The sequence below is a fragment of the Sedimentibacter saalensis genome (genome assembly GCF_007830175.1).
Lineage (GTDB): Bacteria > Bacillota > Clostridia > Tissierellales > Sedimentibacteraceae > Sedimentibacter > Sedimentibacter saalensis.
Genome location: NZ_VLKH01000002.1, coordinates 495,898 through 511,504, shown reverse-complemented (window position 1 = coordinate 511,504; position 15,607 = coordinate 495,898). Strand labels below are relative to the sequence as shown.

Sequence of the window (15,607 nt, the reverse complement as noted above, 5' to 3'; positions counted from 1 at the left end):
TCGGGGCGTAGCGCAGTTTGGTAGCGCATCTGGTTTGGGACCAGAGGGCCGCGGGTTCAAATCCTGCCGCCCCGACCATTTAAAAAGTGTACAAAATATGGGCTTATAGCTCAGGTGGTTAGAGCGCACGCCTGATAAGCGTGAGGTCGATGGTTCGAGTCCATCTAAGCCCACCATTATCCATAATATTTTATATATTATGGGCCTTTAGCTCAGTTGGTTAGAGCGCCCGGCTCATAACCGGTAGGTCCAAGGTTCGAGTCCTTGAAGGCCCACTAAGATGCCCTAACCCAATTTTTTCGACCGATAGGGAGAGAAAAATTGATGGTAGGTCATTTGCAACGAGTTCTCAATTTATGCGACGCAAGGAGCAAATAAATTGATGAACGAGACTGCATATGCCCAGATAGCTCAGTCGGTAGAGCAGGAGACTGAAAATCTCCGTGTCCGTGGTTCGATTCCGCGTTTGGGCACCAAAGAAAAGGCTGTTTCATGTAGTTACTACGTGAGGCAGTTTTTTATTGCAAAAAAATATGAACTTCAAAACAATACTACATATCAATTTAATATAATCAACAGTTAGATTTATTCATAAAAAATTGCTTGAATATTGTGGCTTGATATAAAAGATACTAAGGTACTACCATGTGAATCAGTTTTCATCCATAAAAGTAAAAGCTTCTACACATATTACCTGGTACACTAATTATTAGAAGAAAAACAATAAATGGATTCATAGTTATTACTAAAGGAAAATGGATTATGCAATACGCATCAATATAAAAGCTTATTCATGGTTCTGTGTGATGTAGTTTTCAGTATAGAAATATAATAGACATGTAATATGAATTTCAGTATAAACTGAATTAGTTTAAGTTGTAAGAGACTGTATTTAGCGTTTAAAACAGTTTGCTTTTATGTTTGAGCTATTAGATGGTTTGATAGAGAATGAGAGGTAAGAACTGTTTTGGGGGATTTACAGAGGATTATTTTTAAAAAGAATATTGTTCATGAAAATTAGACTACATAAATCATATTAAATAAAAAAATACATCGTAAAGTGGCTAAACGATGTATTTTTTATTATTATAGTATTTTAACCGAACAGGGAGAGAAGAATTCCTGCTGCCACAGCTGAGCCTATTACTCCTGCTACGTTTGGTCCCATAGCATGCATGAGAAGGAAGTTTGTAGGATTTGCTTTTTGACCTTCAACCTGTGATACTCTGGCTGCCATAGGTACTGCTGAAACTCCTGCAGATCCTATTAAAGGATTAACCTTGCCGCCTGAAAGGACACACATTAATTTTCCTATTAAAAGTCCACCAACTGTACTGAATGCAAATGCTGTAAGACCAAGAGCGATTATTTTTAATGTTTCAGGTTTTAAAAATTGTTCTCCTGCTGCAGTTGCTCCAACTGTCAGTCCAAGGAAAATTGTAACTATGTTTACCATTGCATTTTGTGCAGTGTCTGAAAGTCTATCAACAACTCCTGATTCTTTAAATAAATTTCCTAGCATGAGCATTCCAAGTAGAGGAGCTACTGAAGGAAGCAAAAGAACGCAGAATATTGTAACACATATTGGGAAACAAACTTTTTCAAGCTTGGACACTTCACGAAGCTGTTCCATTTTTATTTCTCTTTCCTTCTTAGTAGTAAGTGCTCTCATGATTGGAGGCTGAATAAGAGGAATAAGAGCCATGTAGGAATAAGCAGCTATGGCAATAGGAGCCAATAAGTGGGGAGCAAGTCTTGAAGTAAGGTAAATTGCTGTAGGACCGTCCGCTCCTCCTATAATACCAATTGATGATGCTTCAGCTGGTGTGAATCCAAGTACACCTGCTATGATGAAAGCAATGCTTATGCCCAGCTGTGCACCTGCACCCATGAACAAACTGCTAGGTCTTGCTATTAATGGACCAAAGTCAGTCATGGCACCTATGCCAAGAAATATAAGTGAAGGATAAATTCCTTTTTTAACACCAAAGTACAAATAATACAACAATCCGCCAGCTTCAGATGCACTTGGAGGTGCAGCCATTAAATCTGCTAATGGCATGTTTGCAAGCAGTACGCCGAATGCTATCGGCAAAAGCAGCAGAGGTTCGAACTTTTTTACTATGGCAAGGTATATAAGGACGCAAGATACTGCTATCATAACAACGGACTGCCATGTAAGTGCTGCGAAGCCTGAGTCTGCAAGTAGTTTTATAATTGATTCAATAAACATTTTTTCCCCCTTACTGAATTACCATCAGGATGTCATTTGTTGATACGCTTGAACCTTTTGAAACCATAATCTGTGAAACAACGCCATCAATTGTAGAGAAAATTTCATTCTCCATTTTCATCGCTTCAAGTATGAAAAGGAGCTGTCCTTTTTTTACAGTGGCTCCAACACTTGCCTTAACATCAAGTATTGCACCAGGCATTGGGGATTTTATTGGCTCTCCTGACACGTTTCCGGCAGGAGCTGCAGTCTGGGGAGCAGCAACTGCGGCTGGAGCAGCCTGAACTATAGGAGCAGGAGCAGCAACTGTTGTAGTTTTAACTATGTTTGCTTTTCCCTTTTCTACTTCTACTTCATAAGATTTATCATTTATATTAACAACATATATCATTTCTATTCCTCCTTAAATAATAATTGCTAAGCAGCAATTTGTTTTATTGACTTAAATATTAGCTCTGAAAGTGGTATTCCTGATTCGTCGCTTACAATCGCCATTATCATGGCAGCAGTTTGCTCATCCACATCTTTTAACTTTAATGTTCCTGAAGAATATTCTTCTTCTTCAACTGCAGCAACTTCAGCTGCTGGTACTTCTACAGCTTTTTTTGGAAGTAATTTTAGAGCAAATGAGAATGTTCTAATTATTGTAAACAGAATTATTAATACACTAAATACTACTGCCCAACAGAACAGTGCAACCAATAAACTTTCTGAAAATGCCATTCTGTTCACCTACTTTCTTGTAATTGTGTAATTAACAGTCTTTGATTCGCTTTCTTCTCTTTTCTTGAAGAATGTTTCAGCTATTTGCGGGAATGCAATGTATGAAAGAACATCTTCATCATTTCTTGCAATTCCTTGGAGTTCCTTTTTAGTTTTTTCAAATGCTGGTTCCATATCATCTGCAAATCTGTGTGTCATTGGTTTTTCGTCTCCCAAAACTTTTTTCATAAGTTCAGAATCAATTTCTCCAGGAGCCTGACCGTATTCACCTTTTACATATGATTTTATTTCTTTTGATATTGTTTTATATCTTTCGCCTGAAAGAACATTTGTAGCAGCCTGAACGCCTACCATCTGGCTCATAGGAGTTACAAGAGGAGGATAGCCCATGTCTTTTCTTACTCTTGGTGTTTCTTCAAGCACTTCTTCCAGTTTGTCAATTGCATTTTGAGCCTTCAGCTGTGAAATAAGGTTTGAAAGCATTCCGCCTGGAACCTGGTAAACAAGAGCGTCAGTTTCTGTTCCCATAACAAATGGATCCATAAGGCCTGATGAAATATATCCTGTTCTCAAAGTTTTGAAGTAATCATTTATTTTCTTTAATGTCTTTTCGTTAAGACTAGTTTCATATCCCATTTGTTTTATTGCATAGTTCATTGTTTCTGTAGGTGGTTGAGATGTTCCACCGCTAAATGAGGAAATTGCTGTGTCGATTCCATCGCATCCTGCTTCAATGGCTTTTGCGTAAGTTATTGGTCCAAGACCTGTTGTTGAATGAGTATGAAGATATACAGGAAGTTTTACACTTTCCTTAAGAGCCTTTACAAGGTCATAAGCTTCCTGAGGTCCCATAATTCCAGCCATGTCTTTTATGCAGATTGAATGAACACCCATTTTTTCAAGCTGTTTTCCCATTGCAGCATATTTTTCAAGGTTATGTATAGGGCTTGTTGTATAGCATATGCAGCCTTGAGCATGTTTACCTTGCTTTTTAACTTCATCAACTGCTGTCTCAATATTTCTGAAATCATTGAGGGCATCGAATATACGGAATATGTCTATGCCGTTTTTTGCTGCATGTGCAACAAACTTTCTTACAACATCATCAGGATAGTGTTTGTATCCCAAAATGTTCTGACCTCTGAAGAGCATTTGAAGTTTTGTATTTTTAACTTTAGATTTGATTTTTCTTAATCTTTCCCATGGATCTTCGTCAAGATATCTCAAGCATGAGTCAAATGTTGCGCCTCCCCAGCATTCCAGAGAATAGTATCCTGCCTGATCTAATGTTTCTAAAATTTCCTCAAAATCTGAAAAAGGCATACGTGTTGCAATTAAAGATTGATTGGCATCTCTCAGAATCGTTTCGGTTATGTTTACTTTCATATATCTTCTCCTAGCATTATAGTCATAGCCTTGCTATGCAATTTTATTTATATAAAAAGCTTTAATTCCAGCTCGGAATTACTTCATTAATATGATAAGACTGCCATATTGATAGTATTGCAGTATTAAAAATATATAATGCAATTTACTGAAAGTCAAAAGTGGAAATTAGCATTTTTGATTTTATCCTTGTTTTATAAATTGCATTGTTGAAAGTTCTGATTAATAATTTGATGTTTTATAAATGAACATTATAATATTAAGAGCCTCAACTTAAAATGATTATATAACAATAGTTTTAGGGTGTCAATAGTAAAAAGCGTATTTTGCCTAATTATTTTAGGAATAAACACATAAAACCTATTTATAAGTTTGTATATTTTAAATACAAGTTAAAATAATAAACTTACGCTAAACTTAAGTTAAATAAAAAAATCAATAAGGTAAAAAAGTTTCAAAAATAAGGATAAAATGCGGTTGAATAATAATAAAAACACTTAGAGATGCTTAAATTTGAAGAAATTTTGACGGTCAATAAGCAAAATGAGGGAACAAAATCAGAAAACTTACAAAATAAACCAAAGAACATGGTTATGCTTATTAAATGAAGTAATGTAAATTATAGACTAAAAAATTAAAGACTGTAAAATTACAGTCTTTAATGGAAGGTTTATTTTATTAAGTTATTATTGGAATATGGAATACAAAATGCTTTTGGTCAAGCCCAGGATGTTGTCGTAATACATTTTGCCGTTTAATTTTATGGGCATGAGGTTTCTTTTTATTCCTTCGATGGCAGTGTAGGACTTAAGATTGTACTCATTGTTATCAACAAAATAAAATTCGCTTATGGATACGTCTTTGAAAAAACCAACAGGAATATCTAAATCCATTGTCTGAGAACTTATATTCACGTTTAAATTAAAATTTATCGATGGATGGATATAATCTGCCTTAAGGTCCGATATAATGTTGAATTTGCTTATCAAAGAATTCTTTTTGATACAGAAGTTACTGTTGTTAACCCTTACTATGAGGTTATTGAAGTAAAAAACATCATCGTAAAGGTTTAAAATATTGTTCATCAAAATGGGAAGATTTAAAACATCCTCATAGTTGTGCTGCATTATGAGAAATGAAAATTCATTTCTTGGTTCTAATCTGTATGCCTCATAAAGAACTGTCACATCTTCTCCAGATAGTGTGTCTGTTCTGTTAATTTTAAAGTATTCCTCTGCTGTTTTAAGTTTTAGGTCCGGAATATCAACTTTATTTTTAACTTGGCAAATGTAGTTGTACAAATCAATTTTAAGCATGTCTTCTAGTTTTAAATCTACGCCATGCTTTTGTGCTTTAAAGGATAGAAAAGGGATATCGAAGCTGTTGCCGTTGTATGTTATGATGAAATTCTTGTTTTTAATTAGATCCTTTAAAAGTTTCAGCGCCTGGGGCTCGTCCACACTGTACTGACAGAAAATCTGGTATATTTTGTACACATTATCTTCATTAAGAAGTATGGTAATTGATATAATGTCAGAAAACTGCCTGGAAAGGCCGGTAGTTTCTATGTCAAGAAAAACAGACTGTTTTAACAGATTATGTAATTCTTTGCTTGCTGTTATGTTTGTTTCGTTTGAATTTACTATCATGATGCTCCCTTTATAAAGAAAAATTATTTTGATTAATATAAAGATATCTGATAAAATATTAAGTGGTATGCATGTATATATTAATTTCCATTTTTATGTTTTATGCTGCAGGAATAATTGCATATGAACTGGGATTTTTCAGTTTCTTTTTTACAATTGTTTTTGCTTTGCTCATATATAACTCGTTTGTTTTGAAAAAGTATATGTACAATTCTGTAATCATAGCATTTCTTTTATTGTCCGCAGTCAACTGTAATTATAATTCAAATTCTGTTCTTGCACAACACATTAATGAAAATATGAGTGTAAGAGTTGAAATAATAAACAAAAATTTATCCCATTCTGATTACTTAAGCTACAATGGAGCTGTCCTGACAATTGACGGAAAGAAACTTGACAGCCGTGAAAACACAATTGTGTATGTTGATAAAAATACTGAAATTTCAGAAAACTCCATTGTTGAAATAAAAGGGAATATCCAGGGAACTGACTTTTCTAAAAACAAGCTTTTATTTAATTACAAGAATTATCTAAGAGGTAAAAAAATTCATGCTGTTATTTTTGCAGAATGTAAAGCTGCTGTTATAAAAAAAGACTTCTCTTTATTAAACGAAATATCATTAAATTTCAAAGAGTATACTAAAAATACATTTTACAGCAATTTGAGCCGTAAAAATGCAGACATAATATTGTCAATCATATTAAGCGAGTCAGATTACCTGGAAGAAGACTTATACAATGGAATAAAGAAGATGGGTCTTGCTCACATTTTTGCTGTTTCAGGCACACATATAGTTATTATGTATGGGTTCATGTTATTTGTATTTATGGCTTTAGGTATAAGCAGAAGGATGAGCTGGATACTGTCGTGGTCTATAATATGGTTTTACGGTTTTCTCATTGGATTTCCTGTTTCAGTAATGAGATCTCTTGTAATGTTCACCTTGTTGTTTGGTTCTGAAGTTTTGTACAGAAAGTACAGCTCTCTTAATGCCATAGGGCTGGCTGCTCTTATTCTTACAGTGTACAACCCTTACTGGCTTTTTGATGCTGGATTTCTTCTTTCATTTTCTGCTGCTTTAAGCTTCATATTGTTTAGCAGATTTATTTCAATACATATTCCTGAAGAAAAAAAATTCTTAAGAAATATATGTATGTATATTTTCCTGCAGGTACTTACATTGCCGGTAATTTCATATTTTTTCAACTACGTTCCACTCATGGGCATAGTTTATAACATTATTTTGATACCTGTTTTCACTGTTGTTTTGGCATGGGGATTTTTGCTCCTGATTTTAAACGGGATGTTTTCGGTTATTCTCACAGTTCCTTTTCATATTTTTGATCTAATCTTAACATCTCTCAGATACCTGGTTTATTTTTCTGACAATTTTGCATTTAATGGAATAGTTGTAAGATCTATGTCTTTTTCTGAAATCATGTTTTTTTACACAGCATTGTTTTTATGTTTGTATTTAGCGGACCATAAGAAATGTTTCATTAAAAAACTTGTTTTTACAGTATTCATAAGTTTCTATGCTGTAATCTATGCAATTTATCCAATACTTGATAATAATTTGTATTTCAGTGTTGCAGATGCAGGGCAGGGATTGTTCACTTCAGTCAGGTACAAAGATTTTAGCTTTATAATTGACTGCGGAAGTTCAAAGAGAGGTTTCGGAGAATATACAGCTGTGCCTTACCTTGTAAAGCATGGGGTAGAAAATGTTGATTGTATTTTCATAAGCCATTGGGATCAGGATCACTGCTCAGGATTAGCTGACATACAAAACAACATAAATGTTAAGAATTTATTTTCTTCTTCTAAAAATGAAGAATATATAAATGCTGTGATTGCAGAAAAAGGAGGAGTTATAAATATTGATGAAAATTTAAAAATTCATGTACTGTGGCCTGAAAAAAATTATTATTCAAGGAATAAAAATAATTCATCGCTGGTTTTAGTGCTTGATTATATGAATATGAACATTCTTCTTCCCGGAGACATTGAAGGTGATGTTGAAAGACTTATTCTTGAAGATATTGAAAAATCAACTATATTAGTTGTGCCTCACCATGGGAGCAGCACATCTTCAACTGAAGAATTTGTTAAGAAGTCCGGAGCTGAAATTTCTGTATTAAGCTACGGAAAAAATAATTATGGCATTCCGGATACTGATGTTGTAAAAAGGTATGAGTTTTCAGGCAGCAAGGTTCTTTCAACCTTTGAGCATGGAGAAATAAATTTTGTTTTAAAAGATGGAAATTTATATTATAATACATATACAGGTGAAAGTTCAGAAAACTACTACAGACTATATTTTGAACTGATAATTCCAAAGTTGTTCATATTTATTGCACTATTGGCATGGATGTGGATTAAAAAAGAGGAGTGCTATGAGCTACAAAATAATAACAAATTTAATTGATAAGAATAAGGTTCCAAACTTTGTGCTTCTTTACGGCACAGAGGAATATTATATAGACATGGCAGTTAAGAAAGCAAAAGACAATTATGTTGATGAAGACTATGAAAGCATGAACTACATGGAAACAGAAAAAATCGAAAACAGCTTCGATGATTTTTATGGATTTACATCTACATTTCCTTTCATGGCGGATAAGAAAGTTTGCATTGTAAAGGAAGCAGCTTTTTTGACTTCAACGGGAAGCCTTGGAAAAAAGGAAGAAGAAAAGCTTCTGGACATGATTGACCACAATGATTCATGCATAGTGTTTTTTCTCATAAAGGGAGGCAAGCCTGACATGAGGAAAAAGGCTGTAAAAAGAATGAAGGAAACTGGCGGCTTGTTTGAAATAAACAAATTGACTGAAGGAGAACTTTCAAAATACATAGTAAACGGATTTAAAAAGCACAACATTGACGTAAATCTCAAGGATGCCGACTATCTTGCCAACAACTGCGGATATTTAGAATATGAAAGTGTTGTGAGCCTTTACCACGTGAATAATGAAATTGAAAAAATATCTTCTTATAATGAAGGAAAAAGATCATTAACTCAGGAAGACCTTGAGCTTTTGATGATTAAGTCAGTTGAAAGCAACATTTTTAAACTTGTTGATTACATATGCGAAGGAAACAAGAAAAAGGCATATGAAATTCTAGAGGAAATGCTTTTGAACAACACGCCTGAACAATTTATAATTCACATGATTGCAAGGCAGTACAGATTGCTGTACCAGTATGTGGTATTAAGCAAGAAGGGTTATTCTTTAAATGACATAATGACAAAAATGAAAATAAAGAATTTCATTGCTACTAAACTCTCAAAACAGTCAAGAGCATTAAGCAAGGAAAAAATCGAAGTATACATGAGAGAAATTCTAGATATTGACAAGAAGATTAAAACCGGAGAAATTGACAACCGTATAGGTTTGGAATTGATTACTAATGGGATTATCAAGTGATTTATCAGAGAACCTTTACTTGCATAGAATCTAAATAAATTAAAAAGTTCCGGCAATTTGCCGGAACTTACGAAAAATAAAAAAAACCGGGAACGGTTTTTTTATTTTCCAGAGATTCATCAACTAACACCACATTCTAGACTATGAGGTTAGTTGATGAATCTTATGGCGGCTAAAGTTTCAGAGGTGGAGGACCCACCAATTAAAACTTAAGCAACTTTATTTAATCTAAGTGTCATTCTGCTTACTTTTCTAGCTGCAGCTTTTTTATGAATTGTGTTCTTAGCTGCTGCCTGATATAATTTCTTCTCACATACTGTTAAGTATTCTTTAGCTTGTTCTAAGTTTCCTTCAGCCAATGCTACTTCAAACTTCTTAATATATGTTTTGATTTCAGACTTTCTGCTCTTGTTAGCTTCAGTTTTCTTGTTTATAACCAAAATTCTTTTCTTTGCAGATTTAATATTTGCCAAAATCTTCACCTCCTTCAAAAGTCTTTTTAGATGCGCTTAATATTGTAACACATTATTTGCATAAGTGATAATATTTTTGACAGCAAACCAATTATACAGGGAATTCTGACAAAAATCAAGTATAAAGAATAAAAAATTGAAAAATTTCAATAATAAATCTTATATACATATTATTATATATGGAAATGATAAAAATACAATAAAATTTTTGCATCAAATGGGAGGAAAGATGTATTACAGGACGGATTTAGCATATGAAGCAAATGAATCTCTTAAAGAAAGAGTTGAAGGAATAAAGCTTAACACAAGAAACTTCAGCCACGGAGAAGTAATTGAGCTTGAAATTCTTGATGATGATGCCGAGAAGCAGGTGGGAAAGAAAAAAGGGAAGTATGTTACTTATGAAACCAACAGCCTCAAAGACCTGAGCAAACAGTCCAGGCAGGAAGTGATTGAAATACTGGCTGGTGCAATAAAGGATGTTTCCGGACTTGAGAGGGGAAGAGTGCTGGTTGTTGGTCTTGGAAACAGAAACATAACTGCTGATGCCTTAGGACCAAAGACATTGGATAAAATAAAGGTTACTAGGCAGTTTTTCAAGGCATACAACAAAGAATTCGATCAGGACTACAACGAGGTTGCAATTCTTGAGCCCGGTGTGCTGGGAACAACAGGAATTGAAACAATCAATACTATAATAGGTGTTGTGGAAAAAATAAAACCAACCCTTCTTATTATAATAGATGCTCTTGCATCCCGAAAAATGAGAAGATTATGTTCTGTGGTGCAGATAACGGATGCAGGAATTGAGCCGGGTTCCGGTATAGGAAACATGCAGGGGTCTCTCAACGAGGACACCATCGGAATAAAGGTTGTTGCTATTGGAATACCTACAGTTGTTGATACTGCCACAATTGTTAACGACACAATTGAAGCCATGGAGGAAGCTCTCCGTGATAAGACTGACGATGTAGGACAGATTATGGGGATACTAAGCGACCTTGAATACAACGAAAAGCATGCTTTCATCAAGGAAATATTAAACCCCATGTACGGTGAATCAATTGTAACTCCAAGCTCAGTTGACTCACTCATTGAAAATTTGTCGGAAATTTTGGCAGAATCCATAAATAAGGCTGTTCATCCGGGATACGAGTAAAACGTAATGCAATTGTAAAAAATAACAGTGTTATTCAGGAAACAATACACATATACATTAATATATTACTAAAAGTGAAAATATGTGGAGTTGAATCATGAAAAGACGAAGAAGAAATAAGGGTGGAACAAAATTTTATATGATGATGTCTGTCTTGTGCCTGGCTATACTTTTCGTAGGTTACAGCTATGTTTACAACATGTCGGAAAAGCGCAAGGAAGGGCAGGAAGTCACAACTATTTCCATCAATTACAATGGTGAAGACGAAAATGGTGAACAGCTTAGCGCTCTTGATAAAATGATGTCTTACTTCAATATATTCCTTGAGAAAACATTCAATGAAAATACTGAAGGAAGCGATGACAGCGAGGAAAAGCAAGAAACTGATGAAACCAGCAGTCAGGACGGTAAGATAGTTGAAACAAATGATGATAAAGAAAAAGAAGTTTTCAAGACAATTGACAGCAAGACAAAAAATGAAAAACCTCTTGAAATTTACGACGAAAGTAAAGAAAATATCGAGGATGTCGAAAAGACAGTGTATCTTGCAAACAACAGAAAAGAAGATTTTTTTAAGATTGTGGAATCAAAAACATCAAGGAGCAGCGGTCCGAGAGATTTGTTTTTAGACGCTGCTTCTATTAATGAAAATTTAAATCTTATAATTTACCACACCCACGGCACGGAATCCTATTATCCGGATGAAGGGAGCAACTACAGATCTCTGGATGAAGGTAAAAATGTTACAGGCATAGGAAACATAGTTGCTTCAAACCTAGAGGGAAACGGCATTAATTTAACACATCTGCAGGAATACAACGACTATCCTGACTACAATTCATCCTATGCCAATTCAAACTATGCTGTAAGCCAAATTTTATCAAACAGCAAAAAAAATTTACTCATAGATATTCACAGGGACGGCGCTGAAGAAAATTCGGAGTATGAAGCAGTGCTTTCCCAGGTAAAAACAACTTACATAAATGACAGGGCAGCAGCAACATGTACCCTGGTAGTGGGGGACAAAAACGGCAACTATGAACAGGTGAAACAAACAGCAGACAAATTGTACGCTATTGCTGAAGAAATGTACCCGGGACTTTTCAGAAAAATAATAGTAAGACCAGGAGCATATTTCAACCAGTACTTAAGCAATCAGTCAATGCTTATTGAGATAGGAAGCAGTCTTAACACACTCGATGAAGCTCAGTATTCGGCGGATTTAGTATCACAGGTTTTGCTTGAGTATATTGACGAAATAAGCAAATAAATTCTTTTACATTTACATAATTTTTGATATAATACCCTTACCAGTTAATTAGGGAGGAATAATACTTGGACAGAAAAAAGTACATAAGAAACTTTTCGATAATCGCTCATATAGATCATGGTAAATCAACGTTGGCGGACAGACTTATAGAAAATACAGGACTGCTTTCCCACAGAGAAATGCAGGAGCAGGTATTGGACAACATGGATCTTGAAAGAGAAAGAGGAATTACAATAAAGCTTCAGAACATAAGCCTTTTATACAAGGCTTTGGATGGGAATAATTACACTTTAAATCTCATTGACACTCCGGGACATGTGGATTTCAACTATGAGGTTTCTAGAAGCCTTGCTGCCTGCGAAGGAGCAGTGCTTGTTGTTGATGCAGCACAGGGAATAGAAGCTCAGACTTTGGCCAATGTGTATCTGGCTCTGGATCAGAATCTTGAAATTGTTCCTGTAATAAACAAAATAGATTTACCAAGTGCAAGACCTGATGAAATTAAACAGGAAATTGAAGATGTAATTGGTCTTGACTGTGAAAATGCTCCTTTGATTTCAGCAAAGGACAACATAAACATTGACCAGGTTCTTGAAGCAATAGTAAAACAAATTCCCCCTCCATCAGGGGATGAAAATGCTCCTTTGAAGGCTTTGGTGTTTGACTCATATTATGACAGCTACAGAGGAGTTGTTGCATACATCAGAGTCAAAGAAGGCCAGGTTAAAAAAGGCGATAAAATAAAAATGATGGCAACGGGAAAAACTTTTGATGTAACAGAAGTGGGAATAGTTTCTCCAACACAAAAACCAACAGCCGCATTGTTGTCAGGGGATGTTGGTTATTTATGTGCAAGCATGAAGGAAGTAAGAAGCTGCCAGGTGGGCGACACAATTACAAATGCTGAGAACCCAGCTACTGCTCCGCTTCCCGGATATAAAAAAGTAACATCAATGGTATTTTGCGGAGTTTATCCTGCAGAAGGGGAAGAGTTCGGAGCCGTTAGGGATGCCTTGGAAAAACTTCAGGTTAATGACGCTTCACTTACATTTGAGCCTGAAACATCCATAGCATTAGGATTTGGTTTCAGATGCGGATTTTTAGGACTTCTTCACATGGAAATAATTCAGGAAAGACTTGAAAGAGAATTTAATTTAAACATTATTGCAACTACCCCAAGCGTTATTTATAAAATTTACAAAACAAACGGCGAAATGATGACATTGCAAAACCCTACAAACATGCCTCCTGTTCAGGAAATTGATTATATGGAGGAACCAATTGTTTCTGCTTCCATAATGACGCCTACAGATTATGTGGGACCTATAATGGAACTTTGCCAGAATCGAAGAGGAATTTTCGAGAACATGGAATACATGGAAAAAACAAGGGTAATACTACATTACAAGCTGCCTTTAAATGAAGTTATCTATGACTTTTTTGATGCGCTGAAATCTAAGACAAGAGGATATGCATCACTTGATTATGAATTAAGCGGATATGTTAGATCAGAACTTGTAAAAATGGATATACTAATTAATGCGGAGCTGGTAGATGCCTTTTCCATAATAGTCCACGCTGACAAGGCATATGAAAGAGGAAGAGGGATTGTGGAAAAACTTAAAGACGTTATTCCTAGACATCTATTTGCAGTGCCACTTCAGGCTGCAATCGGTACTAAGGTAATAGCAAGAGAAACCGTAAAGGCCATGAGGAAGGACGTTCTTGCAAAATGCTACGGCGGCGACATAACAAGAAAGAAAAAGCTTCTGGAAAAACAAAAGGAAGGCAAGAAGCGCATGAGACAAATTGGTAATGTGGAGGTTCCTCAGGAAGCGTTCCTGGCCGTACTGAAGTTTGACGAAGACTAGAAAGGCGGTTAAATGAGTAAAGGGTTAATAGCATTAATTGCTGTATTGGTAATTATCGGGGGATTGGCAGCATTTGTTTTTGGAGGTTACAACTCACTGGTTTCTTTGGATGAAAAAGTAAACACACAGTGGGCTAACGTACAGAGCAAGCTGCAAAGAAGATTTGACCTCATACCGAATCTTGTGGAATCGGTAAAGGGGGCAATGGCTCAGGAAAAGGAAATTTTCACTGCAATAGCCGATGCCAGGGCGAGAATGGCAGGAGCAAAGACAACATCAGAACAAGTGGAAGCATCAAGCGCTCTTGAAGGAGCCCTTGGCAGGTTGCTTGTAGTGGTTGAGAATTATCCTGAACTGAGATCAAATGAAAATGTAAGAGGCCTGATGGATGAATTGGCCGGAACTGAAAACAGAATATCTACTGAAAGAGACAGATACAATGAAGCAGTGAAGAATTACAACTCTGCAATCAGGAAATTCCCACACAACATACTGGCTGGAATGTTTGGATTTGAACAAAGGCCATATTTTGAAGCTAATGAAGGCGCTGAAACAGCACCGGAAGTTAACTTTGACTAGCAGGGAGTGATAGGGTGAAGAAATTATTTTTGCCGCATCTTCTTTGTTTTATACTTGTAACAGCGATTACAGGCTCTCATGCCTTTGCTGTAACATATCCGAATCCTACAACTGAATTTTATGTAAATGACTATGCAAATTTAATAAATGTTGATGTAGAAAACAATATTCTGAATGTTAACAAAAGATATGAAAATACTTCAGAAAAACCGCAGATTGTAGTTGTAACTGTTCCTGATATGCAGGGCATTGACGAATATGATTATTCTGTGGGACTTTTTGAAAATTGGAAAATAGGAAATGATGAATACGACAATGGTGTGCTGATTCTTCTTGCCCTAGAGGAAAGAAGAATTAAAATTGAAGTTGGGTACGGACTTGAAGGAGTTATAACAGATGCAGAAGCCGGAAGAATATTGGATGCTGCAACTGATTATCTCTCAAATGGAGATTATTCATCAGGGATAAATAACATCTTCATCAATGTAGCCAGCCGGGTAAATGAAGAATACAACTATAACAATGATGAAATATTCAGCAGTATCAATACGGATGTTAAACAAAATGCTCCTGCTAATATAGCCTCATATGGAAGATTAATAATGCTTATACTCCTTCTCATAATCATAGGAGGAGGAAGAGGCGGCAGAAGAAGGCGAGGATTTTTCATATGGCCTTTTCTCGGAGGCGGAGGTTTCGGAGGAGGTTCCGGTTACGGCGGAGGCGGCTTTGGAGGCGGAGGTTTCGGAGGGGGCGGAAGTTCTGGCGGAGGCGGAGCAGGAAGAGGTTTTTAAACAAAAAAATTACCACCGGTAATGAAATGACATATGTGGGA

At 35.6% G+C, this 15,607-nt stretch carries 13 protein-coding genes and 4 tRNA genes; 11 read left to right on the top strand and 6 right to left on the bottom strand.

The window, feature by feature from the left end; all coding sequences use genetic code 11:
- The first annotated feature begins 1 nt into the window (after window position 1).
- From LY60_RS05270 to LY60_RS05255, 4 genes are all read left to right on the top strand, one after another.
- Window positions 2–78, top strand: a tRNA-Pro gene (locus LY60_RS05270).
- A 21-nt stretch (window positions 79–99) separates the two neighbouring features.
- Window positions 100–176 (top strand) — tRNA-Ile (locus tag LY60_RS05265).
- Between the two features lie 25 nt (window positions 177–201).
- Window positions 202–275: transfer RNA gene (locus tag LY60_RS05260), tRNA-Ile, on the top strand.
- Between the two features lie 125 nt (window positions 276–400).
- Window positions 401–476: transfer RNA gene (locus LY60_RS05255), tRNA-Phe, on the top strand.
- A 620-nt stretch (window positions 477–1,096) separates the two neighbouring features.
- Here LY60_RS05255 and LY60_RS05250 read toward each other — a convergent pair.
- The 5 genes from LY60_RS05250 to LY60_RS05230 all read right to left on the bottom strand — a co-directional run bounded on the left by LY60_RS05250 (window position 1,097) and on the right by LY60_RS05230 (window position 5,991).
- Window positions 1,097–2,233, bottom strand: coding sequence for a sodium ion-translocating decarboxylase subunit beta (locus LY60_RS05250; RefSeq protein ID WP_145080961.1), 1,137 nt, complete (start codon window positions 2,231–2,233; stop codon window positions 1,097–1,099).
- 10 nt (window positions 2,234–2,243) lie between these two features.
- Window positions 2,244–2,624: a biotin/lipoyl-containing protein gene (locus LY60_RS05245; protein WP_145080958.1), complete on the bottom strand. Its 381-nt coding sequence runs from the start codon at window positions 2,622–2,624 to the stop codon at window positions 2,244–2,246.
- Between the two features lie 26 nt (window positions 2,625–2,650).
- Window positions 2,651–2,956: an OadG family transporter subunit gene (locus LY60_RS05240; protein ID WP_246145375.1), complete on the bottom strand. Its 306-nt coding sequence runs from the start codon at window positions 2,954–2,956 to the stop codon at window positions 2,651–2,653.
- Between the two features lie 9 nt (window positions 2,957–2,965).
- Window positions 2,966–4,342 carry a pyruvate carboxylase subunit B gene (locus LY60_RS05235; RefSeq protein WP_145080952.1) on the bottom strand — a complete coding sequence of 459 codons (1,377 nt, stop codon included), beginning with the start codon at window positions 4,340–4,342 and terminating at the stop codon, window positions 2,966–2,968.
- Window positions 4,343–5,028: 686 nt separating this feature from the next.
- Window positions 5,029–5,991, bottom strand: coding sequence for a ribonuclease H-like domain-containing protein (locus tag LY60_RS05230; RefSeq protein WP_145080949.1), 963 nt, complete (start codon window positions 5,989–5,991; stop codon window positions 5,029–5,031).
- 71 nt (window positions 5,992–6,062) lie between these two features.
- Between LY60_RS05230 and LY60_RS05225 the strand changes: the two genes are divergently transcribed.
- Together LY60_RS05225 and holA are read left to right on the top strand one after the other, a co-directional pair.
- Complete coding sequence (locus tag LY60_RS05225; RefSeq protein WP_145080946.1) at window positions 6,063–8,420, top strand: DNA internalization-related competence protein ComEC/Rec2; 2,358 nt, start codon at window positions 6,063–6,065, stop codon at window positions 8,418–8,420.
- Window positions 8,389–9,420: a DNA polymerase III subunit delta gene (holA, locus tag LY60_RS05220; protein WP_145080943.1), complete on the top strand. Its 1,032-nt coding sequence runs from the start codon at window positions 8,389–8,391 to the stop codon at window positions 9,418–9,420. Before LY60_RS05225 ends, holA begins: the two co-directional genes overlap by 32 nt.
- A gap of 209 nt (window positions 9,421–9,629) precedes the next feature.
- On the opposite strand, the gene rpsT is transcribed toward holA, so the two are convergent.
- A complete protein-coding gene (gene rpsT, locus LY60_RS05215) occupies window positions 9,630–9,893 on the bottom strand; it encodes a 30S ribosomal protein S20 (RefSeq protein ID WP_019227713.1) in 264 nt (87 codons plus the stop codon).
- A gap of 217 nt (window positions 9,894–10,110) precedes the next feature.
- On the opposite strand from rpsT, the gene gpr reads away from it, so the two are divergent.
- From gpr to LY60_RS18295, 5 genes are all read left to right on the top strand, one after another.
- Window positions 10,111–11,052, top strand: coding sequence for a GPR endopeptidase (gene gpr / locus LY60_RS05210; protein WP_212633449.1), 942 nt, complete (start codon window positions 10,111–10,113; stop codon window positions 11,050–11,052).
- Window positions 11,053–11,149: 97 nt separating this feature from the next.
- On the top strand, window positions 11,150–12,322 hold the full coding sequence (spoIIP, locus tag LY60_RS05205) for a stage II sporulation protein P (protein WP_145080936.1): 1,173 nt from the start codon (window positions 11,150–11,152) through the stop codon (window positions 12,320–12,322).
- Window positions 12,323–12,387: 65 nt separating this feature from the next.
- Window positions 12,388–14,193, top strand: coding sequence for a translation elongation factor 4 (lepA, locus tag LY60_RS05200; RefSeq protein ID WP_145080934.1), 1,806 nt, complete (start codon window positions 12,388–12,390; stop codon window positions 14,191–14,193).
- A 12-nt stretch (window positions 14,194–14,205) separates the two neighbouring features.
- Window positions 14,206–14,772 carry a LemA family protein gene (locus LY60_RS05195; protein ID WP_145080932.1) on the top strand — a complete coding sequence of 189 codons (567 nt, stop codon included), beginning with the start codon at window positions 14,206–14,208 and terminating at the stop codon, window positions 14,770–14,772.
- Window positions 14,773–14,786: 14 nt separating this feature from the next.
- Window positions 14,787–15,566 (top strand): TPM domain-containing protein, encoded by a 780-nt coding sequence (locus LY60_RS18295; RefSeq protein WP_145080929.1) that lies wholly within the window; start codon window positions 14,787–14,789, stop codon window positions 15,564–15,566.
- Window positions 15,567–15,607: the final 41 nt, after the last annotated feature.

What these genes read in the sequence shown, in the direction of transcription:
- LY60_RS05230 (WP_145080949.1), bottom strand. Translation starts at nt 5,991, where the DNA reads ATGATAGTAAATTCAAACGAAACAAACATAACAGCAAGCAAAGAATTA.
- LY60_RS05240 (WP_246145375.1), bottom strand. Translation starts at nt 2,956, where the DNA reads ATGGCATTTTCAGAAAGTTTATTGGTTGCACTGTTCTGTTGGGCAGTA.
- LY60_RS05225 (WP_145080946.1), top strand. Translation starts at nt 6,063, where the DNA reads ATGTATATATTAATTTCCATTTTTATGTTTTATGCTGCAGGAATAATT.
- LY60_RS05195 (WP_145080932.1), top strand. Translation starts at nt 14,206, where the DNA reads ATGAGTAAAGGGTTAATAGCATTAATTGCTGTATTGGTAATTATCGGG.
- holA (WP_145080943.1), top strand. Translation starts at nt 8,389, where the DNA reads ATGAGCTACAAAATAATAACAAATTTAATTGATAAGAATAAGGTTCCA.
- spoIIP (WP_145080936.1), top strand. Translation starts at nt 11,150, where the DNA reads ATGAAAAGACGAAGAAGAAATAAGGGTGGAACAAAATTTTATATGATG.
- gpr (WP_212633449.1), top strand. Translation starts at nt 10,111, where the DNA reads ATGGGAGGAAAGATGTATTACAGGACGGATTTAGCATATGAAGCAAAT.
- LY60_RS05235 (WP_145080952.1), bottom strand. Translation starts at nt 4,342, where the DNA reads ATGAAAGTAAACATAACCGAAACGATTCTGAGAGATGCCAATCAATCT.
- LY60_RS05245 (WP_145080958.1), bottom strand. Translation starts at nt 2,624, where the DNA reads ATGATATATGTTGTTAATATAAATGATAAATCTTATGAAGTAGAAGTA.
- LY60_RS05250 (WP_145080961.1), bottom strand. Translation starts at nt 2,233, where the DNA reads ATGTTTATTGAATCAATTATAAAACTACTTGCAGACTCAGGCTTCGCA.